Raw genomic sequence first — 20547 nt, 5'->3', positions numbered from 1 at the left:
TCTAAGTGGCTGGAGAGGTATTCAGAATTGATCCATTTGCGATCAAAAATCCCTTTTATTTCTTCAATTTTAGCGATATCTTTGTTAGGTAGCATGTTTTGTATTTGTTTGTCTTATAACTTAAAAATACAATAAAATCAAGGGTTTACCAAGGTTTTCATGCTACTTTTCCCTCTTTTTAACCCCCTTGAAAACCTCTAAATACTAGGTGCGAAACTTCAGTTATTAATAGTAGCAATCCCTGAGAAATATCCTTTTTGTTTCTTGTAACTATATGCTGCATCATATTTGCTTGCTGCTATAAACTGATGATCAAAGTCTAAGACTAAGTCCTTTGAGCTAGGATTTACTTGTTCAAATTTAATAGCAGAGGCTAATAAAAAGCGATTCATTTTAGGATTTACGTTGACTAGATGTTCCTTACCGGAATCATTGTCAAGAAAATAAGATTCAACAGACAATTCATTGTCCCCTCTTAAAATAGTATCGGCAGATGGAATGCAAATACCTTTAAGGTGGCAAAGTGTATTTTCTCGAATGTAATTAACGTCTTCTGTAGCATTACCACCACAAAAACTAGTGTAAATTCGACTTAAAATCAGTTCTGAATAATCATAACCAACTGTTTTAACCCGTTTTCCTAATTGATTATCAATAAAGTTGACAATATCTTTAGATAATAACTGATTGTGGATTAAAGATATGCCACCAAAAGGAGTTATATTTGACTTGAAAGCTTTATACATACACCCAATTGGATGAAAAATTTTCAGACCTGCAAACTTTTGCGGGTCTTTTTTTCAAGGAGTTACAAAAAATGTAAATCAAACTCTTGCGGATTTAAGGTTTTAAGTGAAAAATTAACATTTTCACAGGTAACAAAACTTGTTTTAATGATACAAAAGTATATTACTAATCTATTAATAAAAAAAACATCCGAAAATGAAAAAAAAAGTCTTTATTTTTTGTCTATTTATTCAATTTACATTTTATGCAAACGGAGTTATAATTGTTGATTCCGATACCGGGAGTTATTTAAACCTTTCCAACTCAGAAGTAAATGTTAATGTAAGAAATCAAGTTGCTAGTATTACATCATCACAAGTTTTTATCAACGATTTAGGTGGGGCTTTTGATATCAGATATGGTTTTCCTATGCCAGAAAATGGAACCGCTACTCAATTAAGGTGGCGAATAAATAATGGCGAATGGCTATATGCTGATTTCTCCGAAAATGATCCTACAAATGAGCCCGGAGGAGGTACCGGAGGAGGAAATGTTGATCCTAATTTAACAAGCTATTTAGGAAAGACTCCTCTGTATTTTGATTTTGTTCAATCAATTGAAAATAATGATATTATTGAAGTAGAAATTAAGTATGTTCAATTATTGTCATATAAATTTGACCAAGTAACTTTTGAATATCCAAGTGATTATTCTTTAATTCAATCTTCAATAATAGAAAATGCACAGATAATTAACTTTAATATTGTCTCTGACAGAACTATTGATCTAATTGAAATGGAAAATGAATCACCAGAAATCACAAACAATGGTCAGATAGCAAATTTAAACCTAATTGTACAAGAATCTGTATCTCTCTCTGATACTAAAATAATTTATCAATTAGCTTCTGATGAATTAGGTGTTATTTCATTCAGCACTTTACTTGATGCAGATATTGCTCCAGACTGTGATGATTTAGGAAATGGTTTTCTAGGCCTAGTAATAGAACCTGAGTCAAATCCAAATACTCAAATAATAAAAAAATCTTTTACATTAATTATAGATAAGTCTGGAAGTATGAGGGGACCAAATGAATCTTATTTAAAAATTAATCAAGCTAAAGAAGCTGCATCTTTTATTACTAATAATCTTAATTTTGGTGATGATTTTAATATTGTAACTTTCAGTACAGATGTAGACAGTTTTAGATCTTCTCCTGTTGAATATAACAACGCTAATAAGCAAGAAGCTTTATCATATATTTCCAGAATTGATGCTAGAGGAACAACTAATATTTCAGGGTCATTAAGATATTCTATTGAACAGTTGGGTGTAGTTGATCCAGATAAAGTAAATATCATTGTTTTTTTTACAGATGGCGTAGCTACAATTGGAGAAACCAACACTCAGGGTATTCTAGATCTTGTATCTAATACAATAAGCACAAATGAAACTGAATTATTTCTATTTACATTTGGTATAGGTAATGATGTAACAAAAGATTTATTAACTAGATTAGGAACAGACAATAATGGATTTGCTCAATTTTTAAATGATGATCAGATAGAAGACGTTATTTCAGATTTTTATTTGACCATTAGAAACCCGGTTTTAATTAATCCAGCAATTTCGTTTATCCCTGATGTGATTAGTGGAATTTATCCTAATCCCCTACCTAATTTATATAAGGGACAACAGTTGATATTAACAGGAAGGTATTCAAACCCAGAAACGGTATCGATGACCTTATCAGGAAAGGCTTTTAATCAAGATGTTACCTATACCTATGATATTGATCTTACTTCTTCAATGAGTGAAGAAAATGCATTTTTACCTAAGTTATGGGCTAAATCAAAAATAGAAAATCTAACTACCCAATTCTTTTCATATCCAGAAGGAGATCCTATAGCAGAAGGAATTAAGGAAGAAATAGAAGAAACTAGTTTGTGCTATCAGGTTTTAAGTCAATTTACCAGTTTTCAAGATGGTAGTTTAAGTATTGAAGAGTTTGAAGAAGATCAGGAAGTCAAAAAAATAGGTTTTTCACCTAATCCGTTCCAGGAGAAAACTTCAGCTCATTTATTTTTAGATGCTCCAAAAGATTTTGTTTTTAAAGTTTATGACAGTACAGGAAAATTAGTTTATAGTATGTTAATAAAAGGAGAAGCTGGTGGCAATATAATAGAATGGACAGGAGAAGGAAATAATGGAACTTTATTGACTCCAGGGCTATATTTTTATCAAATTGAATACAAAAATAAAATTGTATATTTTGGTAAATTGTTAAAAGCTTAATATTATGGAGTAACATTATTACTTGCAACAGATATAAAACCTCAGATATCTGCATCTGAGGTTCTATATTGTTATTATCAGTAAAAGAAGCGAAACTATCCCAATCATAACATCCAAATAAAGATTTGATGATTACACAAATAATATTGAAATTCACCACATATCAAATAGAACAATAATAAAAATCTATCATTTATTAGAAAATGGATACTCAATGAATAAATGATGATTATTTTAGTCTTCCAATATAAAATTTAACAAATGTAAACTCAGGGCATTTTACTAAAAGCTTGCAAATAACTACATTTGCAATCTTGGTTAAAAATTTATGGGTATATCAGAGGAAAATATTGAGGTTTTAGGTGCTAGAGTTCATAATCTAAAAAACATTGACATAAAAATACCTCGTGAGAAGTTAGTAGTCATTACAGGACTGTCCGGGTCTGGAAAATCATCATTAGCATTTGATACCATATATGCAGAAGGGCAAAGAAGATATATAGAAACATTTTCTGCATATGCAAGACAGTTTTTAGGAAATCTGGAGCGACCTGATGTAGATAAGATTGATGGTTTATCACCCGTTATTGCAATTGAACAAAAGACAACTAGTAAAAGTCCGAGAAGTACCGTAGGCACAATTACAGAAATTTATGATTTTCTGAGACTATTGTTTGCACGCGGTAGCGATGCTTACAGTTACAATACTGGTGAGAAAATGGTCAGTTATAGTGATGAACAAATTAAAGATCTTATTCTAAAAGATTTTAAAAATAAGAAAATTAATATCTTAGCTCCCACTGTTAGATCCAGAAAAGGACATTATCGCGAACTTTTTGAACAGATTGCTAAACAAGGATTTGTAAAAGTTCGTACCGATGGCGAGATTAAGGATATTACCAGAGGAATGAAACTCGATCGTTACAAAACACATGATATAGAGATTGTAATTGATAGGATTGCTGTGAGTGATGATCAAGATCATTCAAAACGGTTAATGGAAACCATTAATACAGCTATGTATCATGGAGATGATGTTTTAATGGTGATTGAGCAAGGATCGCAAGAAGCTCGTTTTTTCAGTAGGAATCTAATGTGTCCTTCCAGTGGGATATCCTACCCAAATCCAGAACCGAATAACTTTTCCTTTAATTCACCAAAAGGAGCCTGCCCCAAATGTAATGGTATAGGAAATCTATATGAAGTAAATACTAAAAAAATTATCCCTGATGATACCAAATCAATAAAAGGTGGTGGTTTAGCTCCGCAGGGACCTCAAAAAAACAATTGGATCTTCAAACAATTAGAATTAATTGCACAAAGATTCGGTTTTAAACTGAGTGATCCTATAAAGAAAATTCCTAAAGAAGCAATGGATATTATTCTTTATGGAGGAAAGGAAAAGTTTAACGTGGATAGTAAATCTCTGGGAGTGACCAGAGAATATAAAATTGATTTTGAAGGAATTGCAACTTTTATCGAGAATACCTATACTAATAATGAATCTACATCCTTAAAAAGGTGGGCTAAGGATTTTATGGATAACATTCAATGTCCGGAATGTAATGGTTCCAGATTGCGTAAGGAATCATTATATTTTAAAGTTGCTGAAAAAAATATTGCCGATTTGGCATCTATGGACATCATTGAATTAGCAGCATGGTTTAAAGTAGTACCAGATCAATTAAATGAAAAACAAAAGAGAATATCAGAGGAGATTCTCAAAGAGATCAATGCACGACTGCAATTTTTAATCGATGTAGGACTCACCTATTTGTCATTAAACAGAAGCAGTAAATCCCTTTCTGGTGGAGAAGCACAACGCATAAGATTGGCTACACAAATAGGATCTCAATTGGTGGGTGTACTTTATATACTTGACGAACCCAGTATTGGTTTGCATCAACGAGATAATGAAAAATTGATTAATTCATTAGTGCAATTAAGAAATATTGGTAATTCTGTTATCGTAGTAGAACACGATAGGGATATGATTGAACGTGCGGATCATGTAATTGATATTGGTCCGCTGGCAGGTAAACATGGTGGAGAGATTATAAGTGAAGGAACCCCTGCCGAACTTTTAAACCACGATACACTGACCGCAGCGTATTTAAGTGGTAGAAAACAAATAGAAATTCCTGCAAAACGTAGAACAGGAAACGGAAAAACAATAAAATTAAAAGGTGCTACAGGAAATAATCTTAAAAATGTTTCTATAGATATTCCTCTAGGAAAAATGGTAGTGGTAACTGGAGTTTCTGGCAGCGGTAAATCCACGCTTATCAATGAAACCCTCTACCCTATTCTAAATGCTTATTACTTCAATGGTGTAAAAAAACCAATGCCTTATAAAAGCATTAAGGGATTAGAGCATGCTGATAAAGTAATCGATATAAATCAATCTCCTATTGGTCGTACTCCCCGGTCTAATCCCGCAACCTATACTGGTGTGTTTTCTGAGATTAGAAATTTGTTTTCTAAAACCCCTGAAGCCATGATACGTGGGTATAAACCAGGTAGATTTAGTTTTAATGTTGTAGGAGGACGATGTGAAACATGTAAAGGTGGTGGTTTGCGTGTTATAGAAATGAATTTTCTTCCTGATGTATATGTCGAGTGCGAAACTTGTCAGGGTAAAAGATTTAATAGAGAAACACTCGAAATAAGATATAAGGGGAAATCAATTTCTGATGTTTTAGAAATGACCATTAATGAATCTTGTGACTTCTTTGATCAGATTCCAAAAATATTCAGAAAGCTAAAAACGATCAGAAATGTTGGATTAGGATATATTACATTAGGACAACAATCTACCACGCTGTCTGGTGGTGAAGCACAACGTATTAAATTGGCTACAGAGCTCTCTAAAAGAGATACTGGAAATACTTTTTATATACTCGACGAACCTACTACAGGGCTTCATTTTGAAGATATTCGTGTATTGATGGAAGTGCTTAATAAATTGGTAGACAAAGGAAATACGGTTCTTATCATTGAACACAATCTCGATGTTGTAAAAATGGCTGATTATATCATTGACATAGGTTATGAAGGAGGGAAAAATGGTGGAGAAGTTGTTGCAAAAGGTACTCCTGAAGAAATTATAAAAAACAAAAAAAGTTATACCGCAAAATTTCTTAAAAAAGAGTTAACAGAAATAAATATATCATAAACGAGGTAGGGTTATACGTACTAAAGGTGTTTTCTTATAAGACATATACAATCATCTGCCACATTATAAATTATAGTTTATATTAAAAACTAACATATATGAGAAAAGAACAGCATCATAAAGGATGGAATGAAATAAAAACAAATGATTCGTGGGCTATTTTTAAGATCATGGGAGAGTTTGTGAATGGTTTTGAGAAAATGAGTAAAATAGGTCCTTGCGTATCTATTTTCGGATCTGCAAGAACAAAAACAGATAATAAATACTATCAATTGGCAGTTGATGTTGCTCATAAAATCGTAGATCACGGATATGGTGTTATTACAGGAGGTGGTCCTGGTATTATGGAAGCTGGTAATAAAGGGGCACATCTTGGTGGAGGAACCTCTGTAGGGTTAAATATTGATCTCCCTTTTGAGCAACATGATAACCCTTATATAGATAATGATAAAAGTTTAGACTTTGATTACTTTTTTGTTCGCAAAGTAATGTTTGTAAAATATTCTCAGGGATTTGTAGTAATGCCGGGAGGCTTTGGCACATTGGACGAACTTTTTGAAGCCATAACACTTATACAAACAAAAAAAATTGCAATATTTCCTATCATCTTAGTAAGTACTGAGTTTTGGGGAGGACTAATGGACTGGATTAAAAGTACCTTACTAGAAAAATTTGGTAATATTAGTGCTGGTGATCTTGATTTAATTCACGTAGTAGACACTCCTGAAGAAGTATTACTAATACTGGATAAATTCTATGGGAAATATAACCTAAGTCCAAATTTTTAAAGCTTGTATATTTTCAGATAAAATCAATAATAAAAAAACATTTTGCTTTTAATACGCATTCATACTAAATCAAATCTATTAATCACAGGCTGTAACAGTCTTTTATGTATAGTAAAAAGAGTATACTCAATTTACAAAGAATGGTGAAATGAAGGTTAAAATGTTTTTACATATAAATAAAACTATGGAGACAATATTTACTAAAATATATAATATTTTAGCACAAAAAATAACTTCTTTTTTTGTAAATGATATTTATAAAAATAAGATCTCAATAGTGGCATTAGAACATGAAATCTGTCCTCTTACCCCAACAATTGTCTTGCACAATAACATTAATTCATAAAGAGAAATTGTGAATACTTATAAAATATCCTATCTTCTTATTTCTCTTTTTACATTATGTCATGTCTATGCACAAAATACTATAGATATCGATGCGATCCTGGATATAAACGAAAAGGTTATTTCTATCCAGCAAGAGATCACTTATATTAATAATTCAAAAGATACGTTACGCGAAATATTTTTGCACGATTGGGCGCACGGTTTTTCAGATAAAAAAACACCTCTGGGAGAACGTTTTTCTGAAGATTTTTTAAAAAGATTTTATTTTGCAAAAGATCTGGAACGTGGCGCTACCTCCATAGAATCCATAACAAATTTAGCTTCAAAAAATCTACTATGGCAGAGAGATGAAAAAGCTAAGGATATTATTAAATTATCACTGGATGAACCTTTAGTATCAAAAGCTAGTATTACCTTTAAATTAGTTTATAAAGTAAAGCTGCCAAGTGATAAATTCACGCGGTATGGCTATCACAAAAATGGAGATTTTAGTCTAAAATACTGGTACATTCTCCCAGCCGTTTATGATGGTAAATGGAACACGTACAGCCACAAAAACCTGGATGATTTTTATGCTCCATTAGTTGATTATAAAATTAATATTACGATTCCATCATCATATAATATCACTAGTGAGTTTAATCAAAATATTGCTAGCGATGATGATGAAATTAAAACTATACAGCTTCTCGGAGAAAACAGAAATGAGGCAAATATCTATATAGAAAAAGAAAATTCATTTTATGATTTTAGAATGAATGGTACTACTTTTATTAGTAATATCCAGGATAATGATTTAATGCCTGCCATGAAAAATATAGCAGTACTAAGAATTTATAAATTTTTAGAGAAACGATTAGGGCACTATCCGTATAGTAAATTGGTTGTTTCAGAAAATGATTATAAAAACAACCCTGTATATGGTTTAAATCAATTGCCAGATATTTTAAGACCATTCCCTGATGGTTTTCAATATGAAATTAAACAACTCAAGACTATTACTGAGGCTTATCTGGAAAATACACTACTAGTAAACCCGAGATATGACACTTGGATAAAAGATGCTATTCATATCTATTTGATGATGGCATACACAGAACAATACTATCCAGACATGAAAATTATTGGGAGTCTCAGTAAGATTATTGGTATTCGATGGTTTCATGCGGCTGATCTGGATTTTAATGATCAATATTTTTTGGGATATAAAAATATGGCTAGATTATTTTTAGATCAACCACTTAATGCACCACAAGATGAATTGGTAAAATTCAATAAAAACATTGCAAATGCGTACAAAGCTGGTGTTGGTTTTAAGTATCTGGAAGATTATCTGGGGGATGACAATATCCTTTCTGAGGCTATAAAAACATATTATAAAGAAAATGCATTAAAACTCACTGATTCTAAAACTTTTGAAAAAATACTTAAAAATCTAACAAACAAAGATATAGATTGGTTTTTTGAAGAATATATTGGTACGAATGAAAAATTAGATTTCAAAATTAAATCCGTCAAAAAAAGGAAAGATTCCTTAGAAATTACAATAAAAAACAAAAGAAATAATACTATGCCTGTCTCTATTACTGGATTAAGAGACGGCGCGATGGTTTCTAAAATCTGGGTAACAGATATTGCAGATAGTAAAAAAGTAACGATAGCAAATGAGAATATTGACAAACTAGTTTTAGATTTTGAACAAAACATTCCAGAAGTTAACAGAAGAAACAATTACCGAAATCTAAAATGGATTTTTAATAAACCTCTGCAATTTCGATTTTTACAAGATGTAGAAGATCCCACACGTAGTCAGGTTTTTTATATTCCAGAATTTGAATTTAATGTATATGATGGAATTACCATTGGATCCAAGTTTTATAATAAAACATTTATAAGAAGAAATTTCACGTATGATATTACCCCGGCTTATGGCTTTCTATCCAAGAGATTAATTGGATCAGCATCTTTTCAATACAGAAATCAAATAGCTGATGACGGTCTCTATCAAATAAGATACTCCTTTAGCGGAAGCACATTTAGTTATGCACCCGATTTATTATTCAGGCGTTTTTCTCCATCTATTGGTTTTTCCTGGAGACCAAAAGATCTGAGATCTAATGAAAGGCAGCGTTTGACTTTTAGAAGTATCAATGTATTTAGAGATAGAGATGAAAACAACCCGGTAGAGACTCCAGACTATAGTGTTTTTAATGCCAGATATAGATACTCAGACCTTAATCTAATTGATGTTAGATCCTTTGCGTTGGATTATCAAATAGCTCAGAATTTTAGTAAAATATCAACCACCATAAACTACCGTAAACTCTTTCTTAATAACAGACAAATTAATCTTAGGCTATTTGCCGGAGCATTTTTATTTAATGATACCGAAAAAGATGGAGACTTCTTTAGTTTTGCATTAGACAGACCAACGGATTATCTTTTTGACTTTAATTACCTTGGTCGTAGTGAGGATAGTGGACTGGTAAGCCAACAAATTATACTGGCAGAAGGAGGTTTTAAATCTCAATTAGAATACCCTTTTGCAAATCAATGGATAACGACATTCAATGCTAATACTAATATCTGGAACTGGATTTATGCTTATGGAGACGTTGGATTTGTTAAAAGTAAAGGTACCTCGGCTAAGTTTGTATATGATGCCGGAGTGAGACTAAGTCTTGTGGCAGACTATTTTGAACTTTTTTTTCCAGTAGTCTCCAATAATGGTTTTGAAATAAATGAACCAAATTACAACGAGCAAATCCGTTTTATTATCACCTTGAGTCCACAAACTTTAATTGGGCTTTTTACCAGAGAATGGTATTAAACGATATCTAAAAATCAAGGAAGTACTGCAAATGTGAAAATTTTGAACATTCGTTAATTAAGTTATAAAAAAAAGAATTAAAACATTAATTTGATAAGAAAAATAGCTTTTACATAAATTATCTTCAATAAATTAAACGATTTTTGACTTGCATATGGCATCATTTTTTGTTAAATTTGCACACCGTAAAACATCGTTCGTATGCAGTCTGAAACAATCGTTACACCTGATATTTCTTTTGAAGAATATAAAAATCAAATACTTAGAGATTATAAAATTGCTCTAATCAGTAGAGAATGTAGTTTATTAGGAAGACGGGAAGTACTGACTGGAAAATCTAAATTTGGAATTTTTGGTGGAGGAAAAGAATTACCTCAATTAGCAATGGCCAGAGTTTTTCGTGATGGAGATTTTAGATCCGGATATTATAGAGATCAGACGTTTATGATGGCTATAGATCAATATACAGTTGAACAATTTTTTGCAGGTTTATATTCGCATACCGATATAGAAAAAGAACCTTTTGCTGCCGGAAGACAAATGGGAGGTCATTTTGCAACGCATAGCCTTGATAAAGATGGTTCCTGGAAAAATTTAACTACTCAAAAAAATTCAAGCTCAGATATATCTCCTACTGCAGGACAGATGCCTAGATTACTCGGGCTTGCACATGCATCTAAAGTATACCGGAATGAAAAAAGTGTTGCAGATCATACTAATTTCTCTATCAAAGGAAATGAGGTTGCTTGGGGAACTATTGGTAATGCAAGTACAAGCGAAGGACTTTTTTGGGAGACTGTAAACGCAGGTGGTGTATTACAAGTACCTATGGTTATCAGTATATGGGATGATGATTATGGAATATCAGTACATGCAAAACATCAAACTACAAAGGAAAATATATCCTTAGTACTTGAAGGTTTTAGACGTGACGAAAAACACAAAGGATATGAGATTATTGTAGTAGATGGTTGGGAATACCCAGACTTGATGAATGCTTATGAAACTGCGGAGGATTTAGCCAGAGAGCAACATATACCTGTTATTGTGCATGTGAAGGGGTTAACACAACCTCAAGGGCATTCGACTTCGGGATCACACGAAAGATATAAAAGTGAAGAACGCCTGAACTGGGAGCGCGAACATGATTGTAATAAAAAATTTCGAGAATTTATTATTGAAAAGAAAATAGCGACCGTAGATGAGTTACTGGAATTAGAAAAAGCTGCTAAAAAACGTGTACGACAAGGAAAAGCAACTGCCTGGAATGCATACATTTCAGAAATAAAAGAAGAACAAAGAGAAGCAGTAGCAATGCTTGAAGCCGTATCTATAAAAAGTACTAATAACAATTTCATAGTGCCTTTAATTAAAGTGCTGGCTGATAAAGATGAACCTGTACGTAAAGATATATTAGAGACCACAAGAAAAACTCTCAGATATCTTACTAAAGAAAATTATCCTGAAAAAACTGCGCTTCAGAATTGGGTAAATCAATATTTTGAGAAAATTCAACCAAAATATAGCGATCATTTATATAATGATTTTGAAAATAAAGTAATCAAAATACAAGAAGTAAAGCCTCAATATGAAGCTACTTCAGAAATTGTAGATGGGCGAATTATTCTTAGAGATAATTTTGAGCAGATTTTTGAAAGAATCCCTGAGTCTCTCATTTTTGGTGAGGATAGTGGTAAAATTGGAGATGTTAATCAAGGATTAGAAGGATTGCAGGAAAAATTTGGAGATATCAGAGTCTCAGATACAGGAATTAGAGAGGCTACTATCATAGGACAAGGAATCGGAATGGCGATGCGTGGCTTAAGGCCTATTGCAGAAATTCAATATCTTGATTATATTCTTTATTGCATACAAGGGTTAAGTGATGATCTTGCTACCTTACGATATAGAACCTTTGCCAAACAAAAAGCTCCTTTGATTGTAAGAACCAGAGGACATCGATTAGAAGGAATATGGCATTCTGGATCTCAGATGGGTGGGTTAATTCATTTACTACGAGGTATCCATATTCTCGTACCAAGAAATATGACCAAAGCGGCTGGTTTTTATAACACCTTACTGGATAGTGATGAACCTGCAATAGTGATTGAATGTCTTAATGGATATCGCTTAAAGGAGAAAATGCCTTCTAACCTAGCTGAGCTGCGAACGCCTGTGGGAGTCGTAGAGACGATCAAAGAAGGAGATGATATCACACTAATTTCTTATGGATCTACGCTAAGATTAGTTGAACAAGCAGCCAAAGAATTATTGACGGTAGGTATTAATGCTGAAGTAATTGATGTACAGTCATTGATTCCTTTTGATCTAAATCATGATCTTGTAAAAAGCATTGCTAAAACCAATAGAGTTCTTATAATAGATGAAGATGTACCTGGTGGCTGTACTGGATATATACTGCATAAACTAATTGATGAGCAGCATATTTACCAATATTTGGATAGTGAACCACAGACATTAAGTGCTCGGCCACACCGACCAGCATTTGGAACAGATGGAGATTATTTCAGTAAACCATCTACAGAAGATATTTTTGAGAAAGTGTATAAGATAATGAATGAGGTAAATCCTGATAACTACCCCAGCCTTAGATAATATAACTTTAGAATGGCTCTTCTATACGTAATCTTTTATTGTCTTTATAAGAGATTACAAAAATATTCTTATCAATGATTCCAGATCTGAGGAGTATTTTCCTAAACTCTTGAGCCTCTGTTAAAGTCTCAAAAATACCTAAACTCATTTTGTAATAAGAAGTATCATTATAGAATCGTGCATTTGCATACTTTTCAGAAAACAAAGATATTTTCTGATCAGTAAAAGATTGTACCTGCACAGAATATACGGTATCTCGATTAATTAAATTTCTATATAAATACAGATCTTTAATATCATTTAAATCTATTTGATCTTTCTCTATTCTGCTTAATTGTTCTTTTAGATTATGTACTTCAGATTTAAAACGACTGAGGTCTTTATTTTCTGTCTTATATTGTATCCCTTTTTTAGTCCAATAAGATGAGTATATGATCAATGCTGATATGGTTATTATCAGAAACGAGCAGATGAGTTTAAACGTGAACTTTGAAGTCCTGTTCTTCTTCAACTCTATCGATTTTTCATTTAAAAGATTTTCTAACTTGCTTTGTTCAGTTTCAGCTTTTTCTATTTGATGATGTAAGAATAGTAAATCTTCATTTTTAATGTCCGGCATTTTAAAGTAGGATTTATTAGACGGTTTATTAAATATTCATACATACTATGGCAATTTCTGTTTCGTTATTTTATATACAATTCCATTATTTATTTCCAAAACAAAGATGGGGTCATCTGAAATAATTTTCTGGAATGCTTTCAAGGGAAATCCATCCGAAATTTGATTAACATTCTGGATTTTCACTCTATTATCTAGCTCTAATATTCTTAATTTTGTATTATTGTTATTAAGATAATAATTATTATACAAATAATAAAGTGTATCACCATCTTTATTTATTTCATATTCTGCATTACCATCTTCTTTAGCTCTTTTTACAGCTTCTTTTCCTTCAAAATATTCTATATAATCGGCTTCAATAAAAATCACATCATCTTGCCCAAATGCTCTTTTTACGAAAGCATGTTTTTTTTCAAACTTTAGTTTTTTGGTATCTGTAGAATCTTCGGCAGTAATCACATTTTCATCTGAGACTAATTCCTTTCTATAATCAGAAATATCCGATTTCAATTTTGTGAGCTCTTCTCTTAAGGAATCATTAATTTTCTGAATCTGTTTTATATTGATTTCATCAACCTGCTCATTCTTAGATAAAAAATCTTTTTTCTTATTCAAAAAATAAACACCTCCTCCTAAAACAGTTATGACAAGAAAGAAAACAATCATAAAAAGGAGACTATTACGCTTACTTTTTTTCAACTCTTCAGAAAGTGAAATAAGCTGATTCTCTAGTTTTTGCTGTTTTACTCCAGATTTTTCAATCCTATACTGTACAGATAGTAATTCGTCTTTTTTATCTTCCACTATTTATTTTCCATTTTTTTTACAACTATTTAAATTTAAGGAATCCATTTAACATCCTTAAAATCAGGTTTTCTTTTTTCTAAAAAAGCATTTCTTCCTTCTTTGGCCTCGTCAGTCATATATGCCAATCTTGTAGCTTCTCCAGCAAAAACCTGTTGACCTACCATCCCATCATCAGTTAAGTTCATTGCAAATTTTAACATTTTAATAGAGGTAGGAGACTTTTCTAGAATTTCCTGTGCCCACTGATAGGCTGTCGTTTCTAACTCTTCGTGAGGAATTACAGCATTTACCATTCCCATTTCATAAGCCTCTTGTGCAGAATAGTCTCTGCCTAAAAAGAAAATCTCACGCGCTTTCTTTTGTCCTACCATTTTGGCCAGATATGCCGAACCGTACCCTCCATCAAAGCTCGTTACATCTGCATCTGTTTGTTTAAAAATTGCATGCTCCTTACTAGCCAGCGTAAGATCACAAACAACGTGCAAACTATGCCCTCCTCCTACTGCCCATCCAGGCACTACGGCAATCACTACTTTTGGCATAAATCTAATCAGTCTTTGAACTTCTAATATATTAAGTCTATGCATTCCATCTTTTCCCACATATCCCTGATGTCCCCTCGCTTTTTGATCTCCACCACTACAAAAACTATACACACCATCCTTGGAAGAAGGCCCTTCTGCAGAAAGCAAAACAACACCAATATTCACATCTTCCTGAGCATCATAAAAAGCATCATATAACTCACTGGTTGTATTGGGTCTAAAAGCATTACGAACATCTGGCCTGTTAAAGGCAATTCGCGCAACTCCATTAGATTTTTTATAGGTTATATCCTGATATTCTTTTACTACTTCCCAATTTATTGAACTCATTATAATTTATTTAGTGTCATCAAAAATAATATAATATATTGTATCAATCGATATGAATATTAGAGTTTAAATATTTGAAGCTTTTCTAAAATCTTGTTCAATTAACAAAATTATTATCTACTTTATAACTTACTATTTTTATTTTAGTAACGGTTTAATAATCAGGTGCTTTTAAGATTTAATACTGTCGCACAGTAATAATTTGATTTTACTGTATTTCTGACCAGACTAAATAAGGTAATTCATATTATACCAGTAAATTCAAATGACAAATGGTATTAGATGTTATTATACTGCAAAAGCGTTGTATAGCAATCTAAAGTTTTTTACATTCGGCATCAATTTTACAATAAAATATTCCGTATAAATTTTCTTTTATGAAAAACACTGCTTTAACAGAAATCCACAAAGCTTTAGGAGCCAAAATTGTGCCATTTGCAGGATACAATATGCCTGTATCATATGAGGGTGTTACCGCAGAACACGAGACTGTTCGCAATGGAGTTGGAGTTTTTGATGTGTCCCATATGGGTGAATTTTTAATTACAGGTGCTCATGCATTAGACCTAATTCAGAAAATCACTTCTAATGACGCAGCTAAACTAGTAGATGGAAAAGCACAATATAGTTGCTTACCCAATGATAAAGGTGGTATTGTAGACGATCTTATCGTTTATAAAATTGCTGATGAAAAATATTTATTGGTCGTAAATGCGGCTAATATCAAAAAAGACTGGGATTGGATACTTGCTCATAACACCATGAATGCTGATATGAAAGATCTTTCTGAAGATTATTCATTATTAGCTATTCAGGGACCAAAAGCTGCTGAAGCAATGCAATCTCTAACTTCTATAGACCTAAAAGCTATGAAGTTTTATACCTTTGAAGTGGCTGACTTTGCCGGGATTGAACACGTCATTATTTCTGCTACAGGATATACAGGTAGTGGCGGTTTTGAAATTTATTGTAAAAATTCTGAGGTCGTCCAAGTTTGGAATAAAGTATTAGAAGCAGGTGCTAGTTTTGGTATTAAACCCATTGGTCTGGCGGCAAGAGATACTTTACGATTAGAAATGGGGTATTGCTTGTATGGTAATGATATTAACGATGACACTTCTCCTCTCGAAGCAGGATTGGGTTGGATTACCAAATTCTCTAAAGATTTTGTTAATTCTGAAGCATTATCAAAAGAAAAAGAACAAGGAGTTAAACGAAAATTAGTCGGTTTTGAATTGAGCGAAAGAGGAATTCCTCGTCAGGATTATGCAATTGTAGATGATCACAATACTGTAATTGGAAAAGTGACTTCTGGCACAATGTCCCCTACTTTATCAAAGGGTATTGGACTAGGGTATGTACCATCTGCATATGCCAGCCCTGGAAGCAAAATTAATATTCAAATTCGAAAAAAGACGATTCCTGCAACTGTAATCAAATTACCTTTTTACAAAGGATAATTGGTGAAAATAATAATAAATATTAAGTTTCAGGGTTACCTAATTTTGTAATCTTCGAAACTTAACTTTTTTAGATCATATCAGTATTGAAAAAAATTCTTATCATAGGTGCTAGTGGTTTTATAGGGAATTCTTTATACAAGGAACTCAACTCCTATTTTGATACCTATGGTACATATCACACTGATAATTCTTTTTTCGAAAAAAATCAGAAGTTCTTCCAATATGATATGGAATTGGAAGATATTTCAATTTTGTTGGATAACCTAAAACCGACCATAATTATCTCTGCTATTCGTGGTAATTTTAATGCGCAATTAGATGCGCATCAACGAATCTTAGCGTGGATTAAAAAAAATAGATGTAAACTTATTTTTATGTCGAGTGCTAACGTTTTTGATACTTTTAGTAATTACCCCTCGTATGAATATGATAAAACATTAAGTGAGAGTGTATACGGAAGACTTAAAATTAAAATTGAAAATGCATTAATGAGATTACCTGCTCATAAATATGTTATTGCTAGGATACCGATGATTTTTGGATCTTCTACGCCTCGTATACAAGAACTTAAAAAATTATATGATCTAAAAGCGCCTATAGAAGTATTCCCCAATGTTATTATTAATGCGACATCTATTTCTAAACTTACGCAACAAATTCACTATATCATTAATAGACGTAGAAAAGGAATTTTTCATTTAGGTAGTACAGATCTAATATATCATTTGGATTTAATCAAAGAAATATGTGATTTATTACAACTAGAAGATCCTATTTATAAGCAGGTCTTTGATTCTAATAATGATCGATATCTGGCAGTACTACCCAAAGATAATATGCTTCCCAAAAATCTGCAAGTTACTACAAAACAAGTGATTGATTCTGTGATATTAAAATAGACTTATAATACTTTCACTCTACATACAAATGGCATAAAACCACATCATTTAAAGGAAATTAAGATCTGGCTATGGACTCTCTGGTAATTTTCAATATTTGATCAAACTGCTCCTTTAGTGTTAGATTAGAGTTATCAATCATGATAGCATCTTTTGCCTGTCTTAGCGGAGAATCTTTTCTTGTACTATCAATATGATCTCTATTAACTACATTTTTAAGAACATCTTCATACGTTACTTTTTCTCCTCTTTCTAAAAGTTCTTTATATCGACGTTCGGCTCTATCCTTTGCAGTGGCTGTCATAAACAGTTTGAGTTTGGCTTCTGGAAATACGACAGTACCAATATCTCTGCCATCCATTACTATCCCGCCATCTTTCCCCATTAATTGTTGTTGTTCTACCAACTTCTTACGAACTCTAGAAATTGCAGCAACAGGGCTTACTAGCCTAGAAACGTTCAATGTTCTTATCTCACGTTCTACATTTCTATCATTCAATAAAACCTCTGCTATACCAGATTCTGAGTTGATTTCAAACTTAATATTAATTAAAGGAAGGCTATGTTCAAGTGCTTCTTGATCAAAATGAGATTGGCTTATAAAATTATGTTGCATGGCATATAATGTAACAGCCCTATACATTGCACCTGTATCTACATAAATATAACCTAGTGCTTTTGCTAATTGTCGCGCAACAGTACTTTTTCCTGTAGAGGAATATCCATCTATTGCAATAATTATTTTTTTATTGGACACACTATTGTAGATTAAGGTTAACACCAAAAGTATTAGAAGCTGCAGCAGAGTTATAGCGTGCATATGAGTATGCAAATCTAAACTTACCAAGTTTTAGGGATATCCCACCACTAAGACCAGCAAAGGATCGCTGATCTTCTATCCGTAATTCTTCTGACCTACGAAAGTTATATCCTAAACGAATATTAAATCCACCTTCTGGAAAAAACTCTACTCCCATAACCACATGGCGTAATGCATTATTTATAAAACCAGGATCATCCTCTTCTACATTTCCCTCAAGATCCGTGAGATCCCGTGCTGGGTTTCTAAATGCTACATTCCAGACATTGAGATTTTCTAAAGTAAAATTCCAACGAATCGGTACTTTATTCAAAGTCTGCGCTATTCCTGCATCTACAGATAATGGTAAATCTTCTCTAGTTCCGGCATAGGTCGTAAATTGAGTTCCCAGATTACGTACTGCAATACCAAAATCAAATTTAGTATCAGGGTTATGATATATGAATCCCAGATCTACTGCTCCTCCTATAGAAGTATATTCTTCTAATTTTGAGGATATAAATTTTCCATTTGCTCCTATATGAAAATCAGAATTAGGAATTGTATATGCATATCCAAGAGAGATAGCTACTTCTCCAGCACTAAAATCAGCAGTCTCGTTTCCAAATTCATCAAATCCATTAAAATTTCCATAGTTAATATAGGTAACTCCTGCGTGTATAACCCTTTCTCTTTTACCTAACGCTTTGGCATATGACACAGATCCATAATTAACATCTCCAATATAGTTTACATAATTCACGGCAAGCTGATTATCCATCTCTGCATTTATCGAAGCTGGATTCAGCATTGCAGACGTAGGATCCGCATTATAGCCTGTTACATATTTGCCTCCCAAAGCTGCTTGTCTTGGAGACGAAACCAAATTTAAAAATTGATAAGTATATCTACCTCCAATTTGTGAATAAGTGAAAGTGGTAAAGAAAATTATTACTAGAAAAATATATTTACGAATCATTAAGAGCAAAAATAAAAGAAACTAACTGGAAAACGATTGTTAGCGATAAAAATTTTATAAAGAGATCATGAAATATAACAATTGCACAATTATCAAGCATCTTTTCAACATATCAACACTCTAAACAAAGAAATCAAAATACAATAAAGTCATTAAGTGCCTTAGAGATTAGTTTTATATTTTTAGTATGTGCAATTTCCTGGTCTTATTCAAAAATTGAAACATTTCTACTTTTTTACGATCATTAGCAATAATTATTATCGTTACATTCAATGAATGTTATACAGAAAGTATATCCGAAATACGAAGCAACTCTTTGTTAATACCATGATCTTCTTTAAGACCATCTTCAAAATTGGTAGATACTACTTTATTATTAACCAAACCTACCATTACATTTTCTTCTCCATCTAATAATAATTCTACTGCATTCACACATAATCTGCTAGCCAGTGTTCTATCAAAACAAGAAGGTGATCCACCTCTTTGCATATGTCCCAAAACAGTAACTCTTACATCATAATCAGGAAGATTTTCGGTAACATAATCCGCCAATTCGTACACATTTTTACCTGTTTTATCACCTTCACTTACGACTACAATACTTGATGATTTCCCTGATCTTTTACTTCTCTTTAATGATTCTAACAATCTATCCAGTCCCAGATCTTCTTCTGGAATTAGAATCTCTTCTGATCCTGCTCCCACACCACTATTAAGTGCTATAAAACCTGCATCACGTCCCATTACTTCTACAAAAAATAACCGATCATGGGAACTTGCAGTATCTCGTATTTTATCAATAGCCTCTACCACTGTATTTAATGCTGTGTCATATCCAATAGTAAAATTGGTACCTGCTATATCATTATCAATGGTTCCTGGAACCCCTATCACAGGGATATCATATTCCTCACTAAAAATTTTACCTCCTCTAAAAGTACCGTCTCCTCCAATGAGTACCATAGCGTCTACACCTATTTCTTTAAGGTTATCCGCTGCTTTTTTTCTTCCTTTGGCTGTTCTAAATTCTTCAGAACGAGCTGATTTTAGAATCGTCCCTCCAGAACTGATAATATTACGAACACTTCGTGCAGTCATCTCACAATAATCTTTTTCAATCATTCCCTGATAGCCTCTGTAAAACCCTATACATTTTACATTATAGTAAGAGCAGGCACGTGCTACTGCTCTGATTGCAGCATTCATACCTGGAGAGTCTCCTCCAGAGGTCATTACACCAATTATTCTTATTTGTTTAGCCATATATATGTGTGTGAAATCAGATAAATTTTACTCGATAATCGAGATTTAAATGCCTCGTG

14 protein-coding genes are annotated in these 20547 nt (G+C 32.5%); 7 read left to right on the top strand and 7 right to left on the bottom strand.

The features are described from left to right. Positions 1–218 precede the first annotated feature (218 nt). Positions 219–746, bottom strand: coding sequence for a hypothetical protein (locus F0000_RS12670; protein WP_149625088.1), 528 nt, complete (start codon positions 744–746; stop codon positions 219–221). 196 nt (positions 747–942) lie between these two features. Here F0000_RS12670 and F0000_RS12665 point away from each other — a divergent pair, with 196 nt between their 5' ends. From F0000_RS12665 to F0000_RS12645, 5 genes are all read left to right on the top strand, one after another. After that, entirely contained in the window at positions 943–3021 is a 2079-nt protein-coding gene (locus F0000_RS12665; RefSeq protein WP_149625087.1) for a VWA domain-containing protein, read from the top strand. Between the two features lie 328 nt (positions 3022–3349). Then, positions 3350–6196, top strand: coding sequence for an excinuclease ABC subunit UvrA (gene uvrA / locus F0000_RS12660; RefSeq protein ID WP_149625086.1), 2847 nt, complete (start codon positions 3350–3352; stop codon positions 6194–6196). A 98-nt stretch (positions 6197–6294) separates the two neighbouring features. Beyond that, on the top strand, positions 6295–6984 hold the full coding sequence (locus F0000_RS12655) for a TIGR00730 family Rossman fold protein (RefSeq protein WP_149625085.1): 690 nt from the start codon (positions 6295–6297) through the stop codon (positions 6982–6984). Positions 6985–7339: 355 nt separating this feature from the next. Further along, complete coding sequence (locus F0000_RS12650; protein WP_255452709.1) at positions 7340–10162, top strand: metalloprotease; 2823 nt, start codon at positions 7340–7342, stop codon at positions 10160–10162. 201 nt (positions 10163–10363) lie between these two features. Then, positions 10364–12778, top strand: coding sequence for a thiamine pyrophosphate-dependent enzyme (locus F0000_RS12645; protein ID WP_149625084.1), 2415 nt, complete (start codon positions 10364–10366; stop codon positions 12776–12778). 7 nt (positions 12779–12785) lie between these two features. Here the strand turns inward: F0000_RS12645 and F0000_RS12640 are convergent, their stop codons facing one another. From F0000_RS12640 to F0000_RS12630, 3 genes are read right to left on the bottom strand one after another with little or no spacing between them, the layout of a single operon-like run. Then, positions 12786–13397, bottom strand: a complete 612-nt coding sequence (locus F0000_RS12640; RefSeq protein WP_149625083.1) for a hypothetical protein — start codon at positions 13395–13397, stop codon at positions 12786–12788. A 45-nt stretch (positions 13398–13442) separates the two neighbouring features. Further along, a complete protein-coding gene (locus tag F0000_RS12635; RefSeq protein WP_149625082.1) occupies positions 13443–14204 on the bottom strand; it encodes a hypothetical protein in 762 nt (253 codons plus the stop codon). A gap of 35 nt (positions 14205–14239) precedes the next feature. Beyond that, positions 14240–15082: a 1,4-dihydroxy-2-naphthoyl-CoA synthase gene (locus F0000_RS12630; RefSeq protein WP_149625081.1), complete on the bottom strand. Its 843-nt coding sequence runs from the start codon at positions 15080–15082 to the stop codon at positions 14240–14242. A 377-nt stretch (positions 15083–15459) separates the two neighbouring features. Between F0000_RS12630 and gcvT the strand changes: the two genes are divergently transcribed. Then, complete coding sequence (gene gcvT, locus F0000_RS12625) at positions 15460–16542, top strand: glycine cleavage system aminomethyltransferase GcvT (protein WP_149625080.1); 1083 nt, start codon at positions 15460–15462, stop codon at positions 16540–16542. Between the two features lie 86 nt (positions 16543–16628). Continuing rightward, entirely contained in the window at positions 16629–17444 is an 816-nt protein-coding gene (locus F0000_RS12620; protein WP_149625079.1) for a sugar nucleotide-binding protein, read from the top strand. A 58-nt stretch (positions 17445–17502) separates the two neighbouring features. Here F0000_RS12620 and cmk read toward each other — a convergent pair whose 3' ends face one another. The 3 genes from cmk to pfkA all read right to left on the bottom strand — a co-directional run bounded on the left by cmk (position 17503) and on the right by pfkA (position 20488). Next, the gene (gene cmk, locus F0000_RS12615) at positions 17503–18201 is read right to left on the bottom strand and encodes a (d)CMP kinase (RefSeq protein WP_368668092.1); all 699 of its coding nucleotides are present in this window, start codon (positions 18199–18201) and stop codon (positions 17503–17505) included. Position 18202: 1 nt separating this feature from the next. After that, entirely contained in the window at positions 18203–19222 is a 1020-nt protein-coding gene (porQ, locus tag F0000_RS12610; protein WP_149625077.1) for a type IX secretion system protein PorQ, read from the bottom strand. Between the two features lie 279 nt (positions 19223–19501). Further along, positions 19502–20488, bottom strand: a complete 987-nt coding sequence (pfkA, locus tag F0000_RS12605) for a 6-phosphofructokinase (protein WP_149625076.1) — start codon at positions 20486–20488, stop codon at positions 19502–19504. Positions 20489–20547: the final 59 nt, after the last annotated feature.

It is taken from the genome of Aquimarina sp. RZ0, assembly GCF_008370685.1.
In the GTDB taxonomy this organism is placed as follows: Bacteria; Bacteroidota; Bacteroidia; order Flavobacteriales; family Flavobacteriaceae; genus Aquimarina.
The sequence above is the reverse complement of the archived record's forward strand: the minus strand, read 5'-3'. Positions and strand labels throughout refer to the sequence as shown.

Excerpts from the sequence above, each read along its gene's own strand:
- F0000_RS12670 (WP_149625088.1), bottom strand. The coding sequence starts at position 746 with ATGTATAAAGCTTTCAAGTCAAATATAACTCCTTTTGGTGGCATATCT.
- F0000_RS12665 (WP_149625087.1), top strand. The coding sequence starts at position 943 with ATGAAAAAAAAAGTCTTTATTTTTTGTCTATTTATTCAATTTACATTT.
- uvrA (WP_149625086.1), top strand. The coding sequence starts at position 3,350 with ATGGGTATATCAGAGGAAAATATTGAGGTTTTAGGTGCTAGAGTTCAT.
- F0000_RS12655 (WP_149625085.1), top strand. The coding sequence starts at position 6,295 with ATGAGAAAAGAACAGCATCATAAAGGATGGAATGAAATAAAAACAAAT.
- F0000_RS12645 (WP_149625084.1), top strand. The coding sequence starts at position 10,364 with ATGCAGTCTGAAACAATCGTTACACCTGATATTTCTTTTGAAGAATAT.
- F0000_RS12640 (WP_149625083.1), bottom strand. The coding sequence starts at position 13,397 with ATGCCGGACATTAAAAATGAAGATTTACTATTCTTACATCATCAAATA.
- F0000_RS12630 (WP_149625081.1), bottom strand. The coding sequence starts at position 15,082 with ATGAGTTCAATAAATTGGGAAGTAGTAAAAGAATATCAGGATATAACC.
- gcvT (WP_149625080.1), top strand. The coding sequence starts at position 15,460 with ATGAAAAACACTGCTTTAACAGAAATCCACAAAGCTTTAGGAGCCAAA.
- porQ (WP_149625077.1), bottom strand. The coding sequence starts at position 19,222 with ATGATTCGTAAATATATTTTTCTAGTAATAATTTTCTTTACCACTTTC.
- pfkA (WP_149625076.1), bottom strand. The coding sequence starts at position 20,488 with ATGGCTAAACAAATAAGAATAATTGGTGTAATGACCTCTGGAGGAGAC.